This window comes from Parasphingorhabdus sp., from assembly GCF_039977335.1.
Lineage (GTDB): Bacteria > Pseudomonadota > Alphaproteobacteria > Sphingomonadales > Sphingomonadaceae > Parasphingorhabdus.
Window position 1 is genome coordinate 377617 of record NZ_JBDWDI010000001.1, and the last position, 14377, is coordinate 391993.

Here is a 14377-nt window from a genome sequence, read left to right on the forward strand (position 1 = left end):
AAATAATGTAGCGTATCAATACTACATTATTTGTAGCGTGGAGATTCGCGATGAGCAATATTCTGAAACCCCTGACACCACCGCATGATCCAGGAATCGCAGCGGTGCTCGCCGGATATCCGCAACAAGATGGCTATATCCTCAGCCTGTTCCGAACCTTTGCCAACAGCATGCGGTTTCTCACCAAGGCGGTACCCAACCTGCTGGACAAGGATAGTCCGCTGCCGCTTCGTGAGCGAGAGATTGTCATTTTGCGAACGACGGCCAAGCTGGATTGCGAATATGAGTGGGGCGTCCATGTTGCGATTTTCGCCAAGGCGGCAGGGCTGAGTGATGCACAGGTTGCTGCGACCCGAAATGGATCGGCTGATGACGCGGTATGGAGCGACCCGGAAAGCTTGCTGATCCGCTGCGTCGATGATCTGTGTGATCGGGGAACTATCACGAATGCCCGGTTGGCAGATTTCCAGATGCTATGGTCGTTGGATGCACAGCTCGAGATTATGGCGCTATGTGGGACGTATCATACCGTCAGTTTCGTCGCCAATAGCGCACGTCTAGCCAATGAGAGCTTCGGTGCACAGTTTCCGGGGAGCTAACCCTCAAGTGTGTGCGTTCCCGGATGATGTTTATCCAGATGCTTGCGGATGATACGCAAATTGCGGGTGTTTGAGCGCCATAGGAAGTCGAAAATATCGCCTGCCAAAGGAATTGCACCCAAAGCGGTATCAATGCCGACATTGGTCGCCATGCGGGTTAGTTGCCATTTGGACATGCCGAGATTACGGGCTTCCCAGACGATATAAGCGCCCATGACGGCCGTAACGACATCACCGACAATCGGGATCAGGCCGACCAGAGAATCGACGCCAATCGGCTTGTTAATGCCGGGAATGATAAATGCGCGTTCGAGCACTTTTTCCATGGCTTCAACGCGGTTGCGAACGGCTTGTGGATCGCGGCTGACATCTGGCAATTGTTCGGCCAAGCGTTTCAACTGTTCTTCCGAAATCGCCATATGTCCCCCCACTAAATTCTTCACTGTCATATTTAAGATATAGGAACGCCGACCAGCAAATTCAATGGATGCCAGCCACGTGGATTGACCGCAAGCCCGCGCTGGCTGGGCCTTGCGATGGACCAGCGTACCGGAACGGCGAGCGGAATGAAGCTATAATGACGGACTAGCATGACTTCTGCTTCGGCATAGAGCCTCGCCTTGATCTGCAAGTTGGCGGCAGCATCGGCTTCGGCAATTTTCGCGTCTGCGTCGTTCAGGCAGACTGTCATTGCGGAGCAGGTCAGCCGGTATAAAAACCATTTGGAACTGTCATAGGCGGCAATTTCGTCGATTAAGCGGATATCGGCTTCCTCATCGGGTCCCGCCTGAATCGCATTAAGGCCTACACGCCGCAGATCAGCTTGCACGCGCAGGAACAATATGTCGGCTCCGGCCGCATCGGGCAGGGAAATGGTTAGTGGGCTAACCTGTCCTTCCAATGCTTCCCATCGCGAGACATGTTCTCGGGCAAAGGCCTGGCGGTCTTGCATGGTCATGCTGGACCAGTCCGGCCGTGCATTAAAGCCTTCGACATTAAGCGCCTCCGGGACGATTTTCTGGCGGCTTTGCCAAGCCGTAACGTTGGGGAAAGAGGTCAAAAGAGCGGGCCGGTCGATCGCCATCGACAATATCTCGCGGTTTTTGGGTACGGCCCAGAAACCTTCGGCGCGCAGGAATTGAAAGCCGAATAGACCAGCGACCGGATCGAGCCGTAGATCATTCGTGCTGACGCCCGCTTCCTCTACCAAAGGAAGGTGGTGGAACTTCCCGTTCAATATCACATCGCTATAGCCTGCCGTATAGCGGGCAACCGCTTTGGCTGCTCCTTCGCTTCGCAGGAGAACGCGGCGGGGATCATCTGGCGGATCTTCGGCGGCAATTTGCTCTTCCTCTTCGCCTTCCTCCGCATCACCATCCGGTTCCTGCAGCGGCATGACGCCTAGCGTGTAGGCGTTCCCTTCCTCTAATTTGCGCATCGGGCCTGCGCCAAGTTCGGATCGGAACAGACCCAGTTCGGGCTGCGCGATCAGCTGCAGGAAATTGGGTTGGGCGGATGTAAGACGGATTTCGATGACGCGGCCCGTCATCGGAACGATTTCATCAATGCTCTGCAAATCCGGGCCCAACCGGCTGTTGTCCAATTCGGTGATACGGTCCCGCAGCAAGGTTGCAATCGCCTCAGCTGTCACTGGGCGGCCATCATCCCATTGCGCGTCATTAAGGCGAAAAATATAGCTGAATCCATCGTCCGTCACGATCCAGCGTGCTGCCAGCGACGGAACGACACGGCCCTGCTCATCAAAGCCGACCAGTCCCTTGGCTATGGCCGATCGCGCAATTGCCGACGCGTGATTCAGATTAATGCCAACCGGCTTTATCACCGGTTCCTTGTCTTCGATAACAATGACCCGGGCGCGATCTTCATCTCCGGCCATGCTGCAAGCGGCCAAGCTGAATGATGCCGTTGCCAAGGCAAATAGGGCGAAGAAAGGGGGGTGGCTGGTCATCGTCATTCCGTGCTTATACGCAGAGTGCGGCTGGGATGCACATTGGAAATATTATCCTGCCATCCGTCAATACGATTGCTGACCAAAGACCGCGTGACATAGAAATAAAGCGGCAATATCGGCATGTCCGCGACAAGTGTTTCATCCGCCTGACGCATGAGGCTATTTCTCTGATTGGGATCAGCCGTTGTTATGGCTTTTGCAACGAGTGCGTCATAGTCGGGGTTGTCATATCCGGAATAATTGCCAGCGCCATTGGCGATCTGATGAACGGTGAGGAAATTTTCCGGCACGGGCAAATCGGCAATCCAGCCCGATCGAGCGAGCGCAAAATCATGCTGCCGGAGCGCGGCAAAATGCAGCGCGGCTTCGCTGTTGAACAGGCTGGCTTTGACGTTCAGATCTTTCCACATGGCCGCAAGCGCAACGGAAACGCGACGATGTTCGGCGGAACTGTTAAAGCGAATCTCAAATGTCAAAGGATTGGCTGGCCCATATCCCGCCTCATTCAGCAATTGTCGGGCGGTGGCGAGGCGCCGTTCGCGATCCCAATCGGCCCAAATGGGCTTGGCGCTGATCCCTCCCGTCAGCTCCGGTGGAAGCAGATTCCACGCCGGGATATTGCCAATGCCGATGACCTTTTCCGCAATCCATTGCCGCTCCGCCGCCATCGATAGTGCAGTGCGGACACGGGTATCATCAAACGGGGCTTTGCGGGTATTAAACGCGAAATAATAGCTGCCGAGATAGGGCACGCTATGCGCTAAATCAGGGTGATTATCCATCAGCCATTGGTGCCGGCTCGCGGGATAATCTGCCGCGATATCAGCGCCGCCGGAAAGAAATAGCCGCATGGCAGACAGGCTGTCGTCCATCGGTTTCCAGATAATTGTCGCGGTTGGCGCAGGTCCATCATGCCACTCAGGGTTGCGGGTCATCCGGGCGTGATCGTTGAGCAACCATGCGGCCAGCTGATAGGGACCACTGGCAACCATCGGGCGCTCGCTGGTCCATTTGTCGCCAACATCGTCGATACGGTGGAGTGGCAAAGCAGCCATGGCCGGGTGGGCCAATGAAAAGGCTAGTGATGGTGCGGGTGCCTTCAACGTCAAGACCACGGATCTGGAACCTTCTGCGGTCACCGCCGCAATATTGTCGAACAAAGCCTTGGTGGGTGATGCGGTTTCTGGCGCTTGCAGACGATCCCATATTCGTGGAAAAAGCGCAGAATCAAAGGCTGTTCCGTCGGAGAACTGCAATCCGTCACGCAGCCGGAATGTCCATCGTAATCCGTCTTCCGTGACGCTCCAGCTTTCCGCTAACCCCTTTTCGGCATTTCCGGCGGCATCAAGCCGAGTTAGCCCTTCAAACTGATCGGCGGCAACCCGCAGGGATGACAGGTCGGATATTTTCTGGGGATCGAGACCCTTTATCTCTGAATCCGATAGACGCACGATCTGATCCGGTCCCGGCATGCTGTCCGTATCCGTCTGTTTCCCACAGCCAGCTAGTAAAACAACAAAACCCAAAAGTGCCAATATGCGCATGATATCAATAGTATATGTTTTTGCTGGATCGACAAATAGTAACTCCTATGCTGGCGGACATAAACGGAGATTTTCACATGGCTGGTTTGCAATATGATATTAGCGATATGGGCGGGGAAACCGGCGCAGCGATATCGAAATTGCTTCCGGAAATTGCCGACCGTGCGGCTGAGACGGAGCAAGCGCGCCGCTTGCCGGCCGATCTTGCAGCTAAAATGGCGGAGGCTGGCGCGTTTAACTTGTCGAAGCCATCGGCGCTCGGCGGGCTAGAATTGCCGCCGCTGGATTTCCTGAAAATTATCGAGACAATTGCAGAGGCTGATGCCAGCGCTGGCTGGTGCGCGATGATTGCGGTCACGTCGACATTGGGGGCCGCATATATGGATGAAAGTCCGGCGGCTGAAATTTTTGGCCCGGATGATGTCATTACCGGCGGCGTATTTGCTCCGATGGGCAAGGCCGATGACAAAGGCGACCATTATCTGCTTTCTGGTCAGTGGCAATGGGGTTCCGGTTCGGCCAATTGCAGCTGGCTCGGCGGCGGCGCAATGATTTTCAAAGATGGCGAACTGCAGAAATTTGAAAATGGTGCGCCTTATCATCGGATGCTATTTTTCCCGGCGAGCGACGCGACCTTTATCGACAGCTGGCATGTCGCCGGCATGAAGGGCACCGGGTCAGGTGATTTCAGCGTTAAAGATATCAAGATACCAAAGGATCGTAGTGTTTCCTTTGTCGCCGACCGCCCGCGCGATGCTGGGGCGCTGTATAAATTCCCGCTATTTGGCCTGTTGGCGCTGGGCGTGTCTTCCGTCGCGCTAGGCAATGCCCGTGCCGCATTGGAAGAAATCAAACAGGTCGCGATCACCAAGAAGACACCGGGCGGCGGCCGCAGCATGGCGCAACGCGCAACCATTCAGGTCGATATTGCCCGCGCTACGGCCCAGCTGAACGGCGCATTCGGCTTTCTGGAAAATGCAATTGCCGGGGCCTGGAAAGAAGCGCAAGGCGATGGTGATATCTCAGCGCAAGCCCGCGCAGACCTGCGTTTGGCCTGCGCCCACGCAACCGAAATGTCGGCGGATGTTTGCAAGACCGTCTATACATTAGGCGGTGGCGGTGCGGTTTATTCGAGCAGCAGTCTGCAACGGCGGTTTCGCGATGCCCATGTCGCAACCCAGCATATTGCCACCGCGCCAGCTGTATTCGAGCTGGCGGGGCGTATCTTGCTCGAACAGCCGGTTGATATGGCGATGTTATAACGGATGCCGCAACCGACTCTCCATATTCACGGTACCATCATCTCCACCTATAGCCGGATCGTGCAGACGGTGGCGGAAGAGGCAGGGATTAGTTGGACGATCACGGCAACACCAGCGGGCAGTCCCGAAAACCGCCGACGCCATCCGTTTCGTAAGGTACCGACAGTCGAAATTGATGGTCTCAATCTCTATGAAAGCGTCGCGATCTGCCAATATATTGACAATGCGCATAATGATGGTGCGCTCCAGCCGGATGACCCTGCCACGCGGGCTGAAATGGATCGCTGGATTTCTGTCGCCAATAATTACCTGTTTCCAGTGGCTGAACATGGATTATTGATGCCGCGCCTGGCGCATCGGGTTTTGAAGACGCCATTGCGGTCGGATATTATCGAGGCTGCGCTTCCCGAGATAGCCGAGCATCTTGGGATTGTGTGTCAGCGTGTCGAGGAAACGCCCTGTTTTGCGGGTGCGGAATTTTCGCTGGCCGATATTTTCGTCTATTGCATATTACGGCCCGTCCAGATGACATCCGAAGGCGATAATTTGATCGGACAGCTTTTGCCTCTGCGCCATTGGCTCAACAAAATCGGCAAGCGGCCCAGCCTTGTTGCGACGCGCTGGGAATCAGAAGAGCAGCTATAAAATCCTGTCCTACAGCTGGCTGATTATGATAGTCAGAGCTTGTGAAAGGGAAGTCAGTCGAAACGCAGTAAAATCTTTATTTATCAGAGGTATATTCTTGATGACAGATATTTTATTTCGAAATGAAAAAGCGCCAAAGGACTTTGTGTACTTTGTGAACTTCGTAATAAAATTACAAAGCTACTGATGATGCTCCCTTCCTTGCTGATCATTGATGATTTCCTGTCAGACCCGCTGGCGGCGCGCAACGCGGCTTTGGCGCTGGATTATGATTCCAACTATAAACGCGGCAATTATCCCGGGCATATTTCAACAGCGCCGCTTGATATTCAGGGATTGGACGACCGTGTGTCGGCCATGATCGGTGCGCCGGTTAAGGCTGCCGCTGGCACCAGTCATGGCCATTGCCGTATCACCCTGAAAGGCGACAAGGGGCGTAGCGGGGTGCATATTGATCCAGCCTTCTATTCCGGCATTTTGTATCTCTCGCTACCCGAACATTGCAAAGGCGGGACGGAGTTTTTCCGGCATAAACGCACCGGGCTGGAACGGGTTCCGAGTGATCCGCTTGCCATTACCAAAGCGGGCTATGCCGATATCAATATGCTGATTGAAGATGTCGTGAACCGGGATACGCTGCATAAGGCTAAGTGGGAGCGGACCATGCTGATCCCGATGCGGTTTAATCGTTTGATCCTGTTCAGCCCGTGGCTGTTCCACAATAGCGGCGCGGCTTTCGGGACATCGCCCGAGACGGGACGGCTGGTACATTTGATGTTCTTTGCCAAATCGGAAAGATAGGTTACAAGCCTGTAAATTTTAGGAGAAACCCGATGAAAGCCCTATTGACCAGAACATTGTCGCTTGCCCTTTTGGCGGCTTCCCCACTGGCATTGACCGCGTGTGCCGAGAGCAATGCGCAGGAGGCGGATCGCTTTGCGAAAGTCGAGATCAAGACAGAAAAATTGGGTGATGGTATAGCGGTGCTCTTTGGCGCCGGCGGGAATATTGGCGTCTCTTACGGACCGGATGGTACGGTGTTGATTGACGACCAGTTTGCTCCTTTGACTCCTAAAATTCAGGCCGCGGTGGCGGCTCTGGGTGCAGAGCCGGTCAAATATCTGATCAACACGCATTGGCATTATGATCATACCGGCGGGAACGAGAATTTCGGCAAGGCCGGGGCACTCATCATGGCGCATGACCATGTTCGGGAGCGTATGATGGGCACACAGAAAAGCGGAAATGGCAATGATCCGGCGTCGCCGAAAGAGGCACTGCCGGTGGTGACTTATCATGATGGTTTGAAGCTGCATCTCAACGGTGATGAAGTGCATGTGAAGCATATGAAACATGCCCATACCGACGGCGACAGCATTGTGTTCTGGAAGAAAACCAATGTGCTGCACATGGGCGATCTCTATTTTAACAAAGTCACCTTGCCGTTCATCGACCTGAATAGCGGCGGCAATGCTAGAGGCGTATTGGCGGCGGCCGAAAAGGCGCTGACGATGGTCGATGACAATACCAAGATCATTCCCGGTCACGGCCCGATGGCGACCAAGGCGGACCTGATGGGTTATCGCGATATGATGAAAAGCGTCATTGGTGCGGTCGAAAAAGCACGCGGGGAAGGCAAGACGCTGGAACAGATTCAGGCGATGAAGCCCGCCGCGCAATGGGATACGAACAAAGACGCTTTCATTAAGGGCGATGCCTTTGTTGAGGCCGTTTATAAAAGTCTCGAAACACCGCCTCATAAAGAGGGCGAACACCAGCACTAGTGGGCCTTATTAGGGGGTCGCGCGGCTAATTTCTTTGCGTAGCGAGGTCATTAGCGGTCCGGCCTTGGTCAGCCGCTTTTCTTCCTCATCTATGATCGCTCGGAAGATGGTTTTTTTGAATTCCAGCGTCTTCACCGCATCAGGCCGCTTGGCTTCGGGAAGCGTGGACAGCAGGATATCGACCATCCGTTCCGCGCCATGAAGCCGGCCCCAGAGATAGTCATTTTCGCGATAGGATCGGCTAAAAAAGGCGCCGAAGTTATTGAATTCAATGCCTTTTAATGTCGCTGCGACGCCACCTTGACGTATGGATTTAGCATCTTCGGGAGAAATTCGGTCGACCTTGATGGGGTCAAACTCGTCCAGACCTTCGCCCTGCAAAAGGGGCAGGGTTGCGATGTCGTAAAAGGGGAAGCCGAGGAACGCGAGCAGCATTGAGCGCTTCTCCGCCTTAGGCAAACCGGCCATGGCTTCAGCAAGCTTGGCATCGACCAGAGCATCGGCGGCGGCAAGATCTCGAGCATTGGCCAGACTGTCCAACATCGCTGATGGTTGGGTCTCGGCATGCTCCGCCAGCGCTGCAAAATCATCGCCGAGATATTCGACCGTCTCGCGTTCAATATAAAGGGACAGGCAGTCATAGATGACATCATGCATCTGCTCGATTACAGCATAATCATCCGGATGCGCGCTATCGAGATCTTCGGCAAAGCGCCGCGCCAAAAAGCGCAGCCGGCGGATACGGTAACCCAGATCATGCTGCCGGAAGAAATCGGCGGCCAGCTTTGATGGTCCTGCTCCGCCTTTCTTGCCGATGTTTTCAAAGCCGCGCTGACGCATTTCGGTCCACAATGTTTCGCGCAGCGCCTGATGGTTATGCACATTCGGTTCGGCTTTTGCCCGCCTTACCGTATGGGCAATATCTTCCAGCACGGTTGCGAGTTTGAGGTGACCATATGCGCTGTAAGAGAAACCCGCGAGCTTGCTGGCTTTGTCCCGCGACTTGCGTCGCCACGCGGCCAGACGGGCTGCTGTCGGCCGGTCGAGGAAAAGGGTTCGGCCAAAAATGGCTTCGACATTCTGCTCAACTTCTGCGCGCAAATTGTCGGTAATCTGCCGCATCTGAATGATCCGGCTGGAGCGCCGCGATATGTCATCAAGATTGTCGCGGATCGGTTGTTCCCGGGGGATGTTCGAAATCGCGCCGAAAATGGTCGAGAAAAAGCCGGGGAGGCTCTCGTCTTCTGCTTCCTGTGCCGCTTGAAGCCGCTGCAGCGCGCGATCGCTTTTGGCTACGTCGAGATCAGGACGTGGATCAATATAGACGAACCGCCGATCAACCTCACGCTTGGCTGGCCGGTTTTTCAGCGCTTCAATGGCCTGGGCAAAGGGTGCGTTGGCCAAAACTGAGCCATCAATCAAAACGGTATCATTGGCGGTCCCGGCTCGGCTTTGATTGGGCAAGATGCGCTTTAGAAAATTGCGGCGATTGGCCCAGACATGATCACGGTCGGACAATACACTGTCTAGTTCAGTGACCGTGAAAGGCGGGAATGCACCAGGAAAGCTGGCAGTGGCGCGGCCAGCAAAAACAAGTTCCGCCGGATCGGCGATATCGCCGCCGCCATTGGCTCCCCTCGTCGAAAAGCTGATCGTGATCCGGTGCTCCATCTCCAACGCCTCTGGCGGACTATGCAAATGCAGCTTTTCGGGATGGCCGACAAAATCCGTGACCGTGACAAATAAGTCCAGTGGTTGCCCCGGTGGCAGCAATTTGGGGCCACGCTCCGTCTTCTTCATCGTCGCAAGCGCATCCATGATCAGGCCGGAAAATATCTTGCCGCCGAAAGGAGGTGCAAACCAGCGCGCACGAACAAAGCGGGACAGCTTCATCTTGACCTCTTCGCGTGCTTCTTTGGAAACGGTCTGTTCTACCGCTCCGCCTTTGCGGCCCAAAGCCATCCAGGCAATGGGTTCGGCCCAAAATTTGGAAAAGCGAGACAGCGGTCTGGCGTCCGGGTCCAGCAGCGTATCGACATCTGCCGTTTCCAGCCACATGTCCGTCAGCGGCTCAAGCGATTCCCCCGATATGATCGCTTGCGACAAGAATATACCGTTAATACCGCCCGCGCTAGCGCCTGCAATGATGTCGGGCAGGACGCGCAATTTAACGGTCGTTTCCTGCTCTATCCACTCGAGTATGTCATAATAGGTGCCGCGGCTGCAGCTATGGTCTTTCTGGCCATCATGAAAATCTCGGCTGGCCTTGGCGAGCTTCCAGATTTCCTTGGTAATACCATGCATGTAGATGGCGAGACTGACACCACCATAGCAAATAAGAGCGAGTCTGAGTTCCTTCTGGCGCATCGGCCTAAGAGTGACAGGATGAAGAGAATCGCGCAAGCAGGAAAGCGGTTGAAAAAGCCATGGAAAACTATAATGTTCCTTTTTTGTTCTATTAGAAAGTAGTCATGGCCAAGGCGAAGAAAAAATATGTCTGTCAAAATTGCGGTTCCATCGCGCATCGCTGGGAAGGGCAATGCGGGGATTGTGGCGAATGGAATACGCTGGTCGAGGAAGCAGGCGACACGGTTTTTGCTGCTAAACACAACTTGCAGAGCGGGGGGCGTGAGGTCCGGCTTGTCGGGCTGGACTCTGAGATACAATTACCAGAGCGCAAAAAGACCGGAATAGAAGAATTTGATCGTGCAGTTGGCGGCGGGCTGGTTGCAGGTTCCGCGACGTTGATGGGAGGCGATCCCGGGATTGGGAAATCGACTTTATTGCTGCAAGTCTCGGCGAGGCTCGCCGATGCCGGATGTTCGGTGGCTTATATTTCCGGTGAGGAAGCGGCGGACCAGGTGCGGTTGCGGGCGCGGCGGTTGGGGCTCGGAAAGGCGCCGGTCAAACTGGCCTCAGCAACATCGGTTCGCGACATACTGACCACTCTCGGCAAAGACGCGCCGGATTTTGTGGTGATTGATTCGATCCAGACCATGCACAGCGACCTTATTGAAGGTGCGCCTGGGACGGTGAGTCAGGTAAGGGCATCGTCGCAGGAATTGATAAAATTTGCCAAGGAACATGGCACGATGATCATGTTGGTGGGCCATGTGACCAAGGACGGCAATATCGCTGGCCCGCGTGTATTGGAACATATGGTCGACACAGTGATGAGCTTTGAAGGCGAGCGCAGCCATCAATACCGGATATTGCGGTCGATAAAAAACCGTTTCGGCGGCACCGATGAAATTGGTGTATTCGCGATGGAGGAAATGGGGCTTAGCGAGGTGCAAAACCCGTCAGCGCTGTTCCTGACCGATCGAAGTGAAGAAGTGACTGGTGCGACTGTTTTTCCGGCACTGGAGGGAACACGCCCGGTGCTGGTTGAGATACAGGCCTTGACGGTCCGGCTGGCGAGCGGAGCGACTCCACGCCGTTCTGTTGTCGGTTGGGACAGTTCCCGTTTGGCAATGATATTAGCGGTGCTGGAAGCGCGCTGCGGGCTCAGCTTCTCTGGTGCAGAGGTCTATCTCAATGTCGCTGGCGGATATCGGCTGACCGATCCGGCTGCTGATCTGGCTGTGGCCGCCGCTTTGATCTCTGCCCATGCCGAAAAGCCGATGCCGAGCGATGCTGTGATTTTTGGTGAAATAGCACTCTCAGGCGAAATTCGTCCGGTGTCCAACACCACGCTCCGGCTCAAAGAAGCCTCGAAACTAGGTTTTGGCAGGGCGCTGATTCCGGCCTCCAAAGAGGCCGCTCCGGCAAGTGTGAATAGTGTGAACTTTGCTAAGCTTGCCAATCTCGTTGACCATATGCTTAGCCGCGATTAGCTAGTCTCTATGACTGGTCTCGATATTTTCGTTTTGCTGCTAATGGGCGGTGCCGCCATATTTGGCTTTTTGCGCGGATTTGTGCAGGAAACACTGTCGCTGATCGCCTGGGTATTGATCATCTTTGCGGTCCGTTTTCTGCACGCGCCAGTAACCGATTTTCTAATCTCTCCCATTGGCAGTGAGGGCGGGGCATCTGTGCTGGCCTTCGGTTCTATAGTGATCGTCACTTATGCTTTAGGACGCTGGATCGCTAAGTCTATCGGCAGCAAATCGCGCAAATCCCTTCTGGGCCCGATTGACCGCGTGCTCGGTTTTGGGTTTGGGATGGTCAAGGGCTTGATCGGAGCAACGCTCGCTTATCTGCTGGTGGTGCTAGTTTATGACAGCATTTATGGTGCTGCGGAGCCGCGCCCCGAATGGATCGCGGATTCCCGTACTTATCCGCTGCTCAATGCGAGCGGCGATGCTCTGGTCCAGTTTGTTGAAGAGCGCCGGGAAATGGCCGAGGCAGCAGAATGAGCGAAGCGCTTTATACCCGCGATATCCTGAGGCTGGCTGTGTCCATTCCGCATCAATCAAGGCTCGACAAACCCGATGGAACGGCTGAAGTTCGGTCTCGCACATGTGGCAGCCGCGTGGCTGCTGACGTGATATTGTCTGATGATCGAGCCGTTGCACAATTGGGAATAGAGGTGAACGCCTGTGCATTGGGGCAGGCATCCGCTGCCATCTTGGCGAGTGAAGCGATCGGTAAATCAGAAGATGAGATTGCGGAGACCCGGCAGCAGCTTGCTGGGTTTTTGGATGGTGTGAAAGATAATCCCGGAGATTGGGTATATATGGATCATTTGACGGCCGCTAAAGAGCATAAGGGGCGCCATGCAGCCATCCTTTTACCATATGACGCCATTCTAGCCGCCTTCGCGGCCGCCGCTACCAAAGAAGAGGCCGCGTAGCAGATGGAAGGCACAGAAGCACATATGAGTGATCTGCTCTTCGGTGGTTTCATCATGCTGGGAGCTGCGTTGATATTGGTGCTCCTGTTCCGCAAGTTCGGAATCGGCGCCGTTCTCGGCTATCTGATTGCTGGCATCATGATTGGCCCGCAAGGCTTTGGTCTCATCAGCGAGGGTGAGACGATCCTTGAATTCTCCGAAATCGGCATAATCTTGCTGCTGTTTCTGGTGGGATTGGAACTGGCACCTGCGCGCTTGATGCGATTGCGCAAGGCGATTTTTGGTCTCGGAATGAGCCAAGTTGCTTTTTGTGGGCTGGCGCTATTTTTGCTTATCATGGCAACAACCAATTTCACTTTTGGTGCTGCTATTGCATTGGGGTTGCCGCTGGCGCTCTCGTCCACCGCTCAGGTTCTGCCGATGTTGCAATCCTCTGGACGCCTCAACACACCAACCGGTGAGAAAGCTTTCTCGATCCTGCTGTTTCAGGATTTGTCGATCATCCCCTTGTTGACGATTGTGGCGGTTCTGTCTCGTGCACCGGCAGAGGCGGGTGCTCTGCCTGGGTGGCTAACTGCCATTCTCGGTGTTCTCGCTATTGGCGGCTTGATCCTCGCGGGGCGATATATATTGCAGCCGGCGTTAGAACTGATCGGCAAGATTGCTGAACGCGAATTATTCATTGTCGCAGGATTAGTTGCGGTGTTTGGCAGCGCGGCCTTGATGGAACTAATCGGCCTGTCACCGGCTTTGGGAGCCTTTATTGCTGGCGTAATGTTGGCCAATTCGCCTTATCGCCATGAGCTGGAGGCGGATATTGATCCCTTCCGATCCTTGTTATTGGGTCTCTTCTTCCTTGCTGTCGGTATGATGCTAGATATTGGTGTGATTGCCGAAAATACTGCGTTTGTATTCGGGGCTGCGATGGCGCTTGTGGCTACAAAAATCATCATCATATTTTGCCTCGGTAAGTTATTCGGGATGGACACATTGCCTGCTCTAGGGATGGGGATGCTGCTTAGTCAGGGCGGTGAATTTGGTTTTGTATTATTTGCTGAAGCCGAGAAGGCATTGCTGATTCAGCCAGAAGCCAGCAGCCTATTTGGTGCAGTCATAACGATTTCGATGGCGACGACGCCTTTGCTGATGCTTATTGTCGAGCGGTTTAATGTCGCGCGCACCGAAGGCGATGTTGATCTTGATGATCCGTCGCTGGCAGGCAAATCCTCGGTGATCGTAGTTGGTCATGGCCGGTTCGGACAGACTGTAGCCCAGATGCTTAGCGGGGCCAATATTCCGGTCACCATCATCGATATCAAGCCACAGCAAATTGGCGTTAGCCAGAAATTTGGCCGTAAGGTTTTCTATGGTGATGGAACACGGGTGGACTTGTTGCGCGGAGCGGGTGCTGACCAATGTGCCGCCATTGTTTTCTGCATGGATGGCAAAGAACTTAATGCTGAGTCTCTGGACATGATCAAAATGTCTTTCCCCGAAGCCAAACTATTTGTTCGTGCATATGATCGCGTTCATTTGCTGGAAGTGAAAAAAGCCGGACTCGATGGGGTTAAACGGGAAGTGTTTGAGTCAGCCATTCACTTGGCGCGGCAAACCATGACCGGGATCGATATAGATGAAGTTTTGATTGATGAGGTCGATCGCGAATTCCGACAAATGGACTGTGATCGCCTGGAAGCGCAGCGCAATGCGGGTGATATGATGGCTGGGAAGCATATCGGCTTTGGACTTACTGGGGCCAATAAGGGCGGCGACTAG

General features: G+C 54.4%; 13 protein-coding genes. 9 read left to right on the forward strand and 4 right to left on the reverse strand.

Features of this window, described 5'->3' with window-relative positions; all coding sequences use genetic code 11:
• The first annotated feature begins 50 nt into the window (after positions 1 to 50).
• Positions 51 to 599: a carboxymuconolactone decarboxylase family protein gene (locus tag ABJM21_RS01870; protein ID WP_348303104.1), complete on the forward strand. Its 549-nt coding sequence runs from the start codon at positions 51 to 53 to the stop codon at positions 597 to 599.
• Here ABJM21_RS01870 and ABJM21_RS01875 read toward each other — a convergent pair.
• Genes ABJM21_RS01875 through ABJM21_RS01885 form a run of 3 tightly spaced genes read right to left on the reverse strand, consistent with a single transcriptional unit; the run spans position 596 to position 4043 of the window.
• Positions 596 to 1018, reverse strand: coding sequence for a DUF4112 domain-containing protein (locus ABJM21_RS01875; protein ID WP_348303103.1), 423 nt, complete (start codon positions 1016 to 1018; stop codon positions 596 to 598). The two genes, ABJM21_RS01870 and ABJM21_RS01875, sit on opposite strands and share 4 nt — an antisense overlap.
• A gap of 32 nt (positions 1019 to 1050) precedes the next feature.
• Complete coding sequence (locus tag ABJM21_RS01880; protein ID WP_348303101.1) at positions 1051 to 2568, reverse strand: ABC transporter substrate-binding protein; 1518 nt, start codon at positions 2566 to 2568, stop codon at positions 1051 to 1053.
• A 2-nt stretch (positions 2569 to 2570) separates the two neighbouring features.
• Positions 2571 to 4043: a peptide ABC transporter substrate-binding protein gene (locus ABJM21_RS01885; protein WP_348303099.1), complete on the reverse strand. Its 1473-nt coding sequence runs from the start codon at positions 4041 to 4043 to the stop codon at positions 2571 to 2573.
• Positions 4044 to 4192: 149 nt separating this feature from the next.
• Between ABJM21_RS01885 and ABJM21_RS01890 the strand changes: the two genes are divergently transcribed.
• The 4 genes from ABJM21_RS01890 (at position 4193) to ABJM21_RS01905 (ending at position 7806) form a co-directional block, all read left to right on the forward strand.
• Positions 4193 to 5377: an acyl-CoA dehydrogenase family protein gene (locus tag ABJM21_RS01890; RefSeq protein WP_348303097.1), complete on the forward strand. Its 1185-nt coding sequence runs from the start codon at positions 4193 to 4195 to the stop codon at positions 5375 to 5377.
• 3 nt (positions 5378 to 5380) lie between these two features.
• Positions 5381 to 6022, forward strand: coding sequence for a glutathione S-transferase family protein (locus tag ABJM21_RS01895; protein ID WP_348303095.1), 642 nt, complete (start codon positions 5381 to 5383; stop codon positions 6020 to 6022).
• A 186-nt stretch (positions 6023 to 6208) separates the two neighbouring features.
• The gene (locus tag ABJM21_RS01900) at positions 6209 to 6823 is read left to right on the forward strand and encodes a DUF6445 family protein (protein WP_348303093.1); all 615 of its coding nucleotides are present in this window, start codon (positions 6209 to 6211) and stop codon (positions 6821 to 6823) included.
• A gap of 32 nt (positions 6824 to 6855) precedes the next feature.
• Complete coding sequence (locus ABJM21_RS01905) at positions 6856 to 7806, forward strand: MBL fold metallo-hydrolase (RefSeq protein ID WP_348303091.1); 951 nt, start codon at positions 6856 to 6858, stop codon at positions 7804 to 7806.
• 9 nt (positions 7807 to 7815) lie between these two features.
• On the opposite strand, the gene ABJM21_RS01910 is transcribed toward ABJM21_RS01905, so the two are convergent.
• Positions 7816 to 10173: a patatin-like protein gene (locus ABJM21_RS01910; protein ID WP_348303090.1), complete on the reverse strand. Its 2358-nt coding sequence runs from the start codon at positions 10171 to 10173 to the stop codon at positions 7816 to 7818.
• 104 nt (positions 10174 to 10277) lie between these two features.
• Between ABJM21_RS01910 and radA the strand changes: the two genes are divergently transcribed.
• From radA to ABJM21_RS01930, 4 genes are read left to right on the forward strand one after another with little or no spacing between them, the layout of a single operon-like run.
• On the forward strand, positions 10278 to 11642 hold the full coding sequence (gene radA / locus ABJM21_RS01915; protein WP_348303088.1) for a DNA repair protein RadA: 1365 nt from the start codon (positions 10278 to 10280) through the stop codon (positions 11640 to 11642).
• Positions 11643 to 11651: 9 nt separating this feature from the next.
• Complete coding sequence (locus ABJM21_RS01920) at positions 11652 to 12164, forward strand: CvpA family protein (protein ID WP_348303086.1); 513 nt, start codon at positions 11652 to 11654, stop codon at positions 12162 to 12164.
• Positions 12161 to 12601: an iron-sulfur cluster assembly scaffold protein gene (locus ABJM21_RS01925; RefSeq protein WP_348303084.1), complete on the forward strand. Its 441-nt coding sequence runs from the start codon at positions 12161 to 12163 to the stop codon at positions 12599 to 12601. Before ABJM21_RS01920 ends, ABJM21_RS01925 begins: the two co-directional genes overlap by 4 nt.
• 24 nt (positions 12602 to 12625) lie before the next feature.
• Positions 12626 to 14377, forward strand: coding sequence for a monovalent cation:proton antiporter-2 (CPA2) family protein (locus ABJM21_RS01930; RefSeq protein ID WP_348303083.1), 1752 nt, complete (start codon positions 12626 to 12628; stop codon positions 14375 to 14377).

What these genes read in the sequence shown, in the direction of transcription:
- ABJM21_RS01870 (WP_348303104.1), top strand. Translation starts at nt 51, where the DNA reads ATGAGCAATATTCTGAAACCCCTGACACCACCGCATGATCCAGGAATC.
- ABJM21_RS01875 (WP_348303103.1), bottom strand. Translation starts at nt 1,018, where the DNA reads ATGGCGATTTCGGAAGAACAGTTGAAACGCTTGGCCGAACAATTGCCA.
- ABJM21_RS01880 (WP_348303101.1), bottom strand. Translation starts at nt 2,568, where the DNA reads ATGACCAGCCACCCCCCTTTCTTCGCCCTATTTGCCTTGGCAACGGCA.
- ABJM21_RS01885 (WP_348303099.1), bottom strand. Translation starts at nt 4,043, where the DNA reads ATGCCGGGACCGGATCAGATCGTGCGTCTATCGGATTCAGAGATAAAG.
- ABJM21_RS01890 (WP_348303097.1), top strand. Translation starts at nt 4,193, where the DNA reads ATGGCTGGTTTGCAATATGATATTAGCGATATGGGCGGGGAAACCGGC.
- ABJM21_RS01895 (WP_348303095.1), top strand. Translation starts at nt 5,381, where the DNA reads ATGCCGCAACCGACTCTCCATATTCACGGTACCATCATCTCCACCTAT.
- ABJM21_RS01900 (WP_348303093.1), top strand. Translation starts at nt 6,209, where the DNA reads ATGATGCTCCCTTCCTTGCTGATCATTGATGATTTCCTGTCAGACCCG.
- ABJM21_RS01905 (WP_348303091.1), top strand. Translation starts at nt 6,856, where the DNA reads ATGAAAGCCCTATTGACCAGAACATTGTCGCTTGCCCTTTTGGCGGCT.
- ABJM21_RS01910 (WP_348303090.1), bottom strand. Translation starts at nt 10,173, where the DNA reads ATGCGCCAGAAGGAACTCAGACTCGCTCTTATTTGCTATGGTGGTGTC.
- radA (WP_348303088.1), top strand. Translation starts at nt 10,278, where the DNA reads ATGGCCAAGGCGAAGAAAAAATATGTCTGTCAAAATTGCGGTTCCATC.
- ABJM21_RS01920 (WP_348303086.1), top strand. Translation starts at nt 11,652, where the DNA reads ATGACTGGTCTCGATATTTTCGTTTTGCTGCTAATGGGCGGTGCCGCC.
- ABJM21_RS01925 (WP_348303084.1), top strand. Translation starts at nt 12,161, where the DNA reads ATGAGCGAAGCGCTTTATACCCGCGATATCCTGAGGCTGGCTGTGTCC.
- ABJM21_RS01930 (WP_348303083.1), top strand. Translation starts at nt 12,626, where the DNA reads ATGAGTGATCTGCTCTTCGGTGGTTTCATCATGCTGGGAGCTGCGTTG.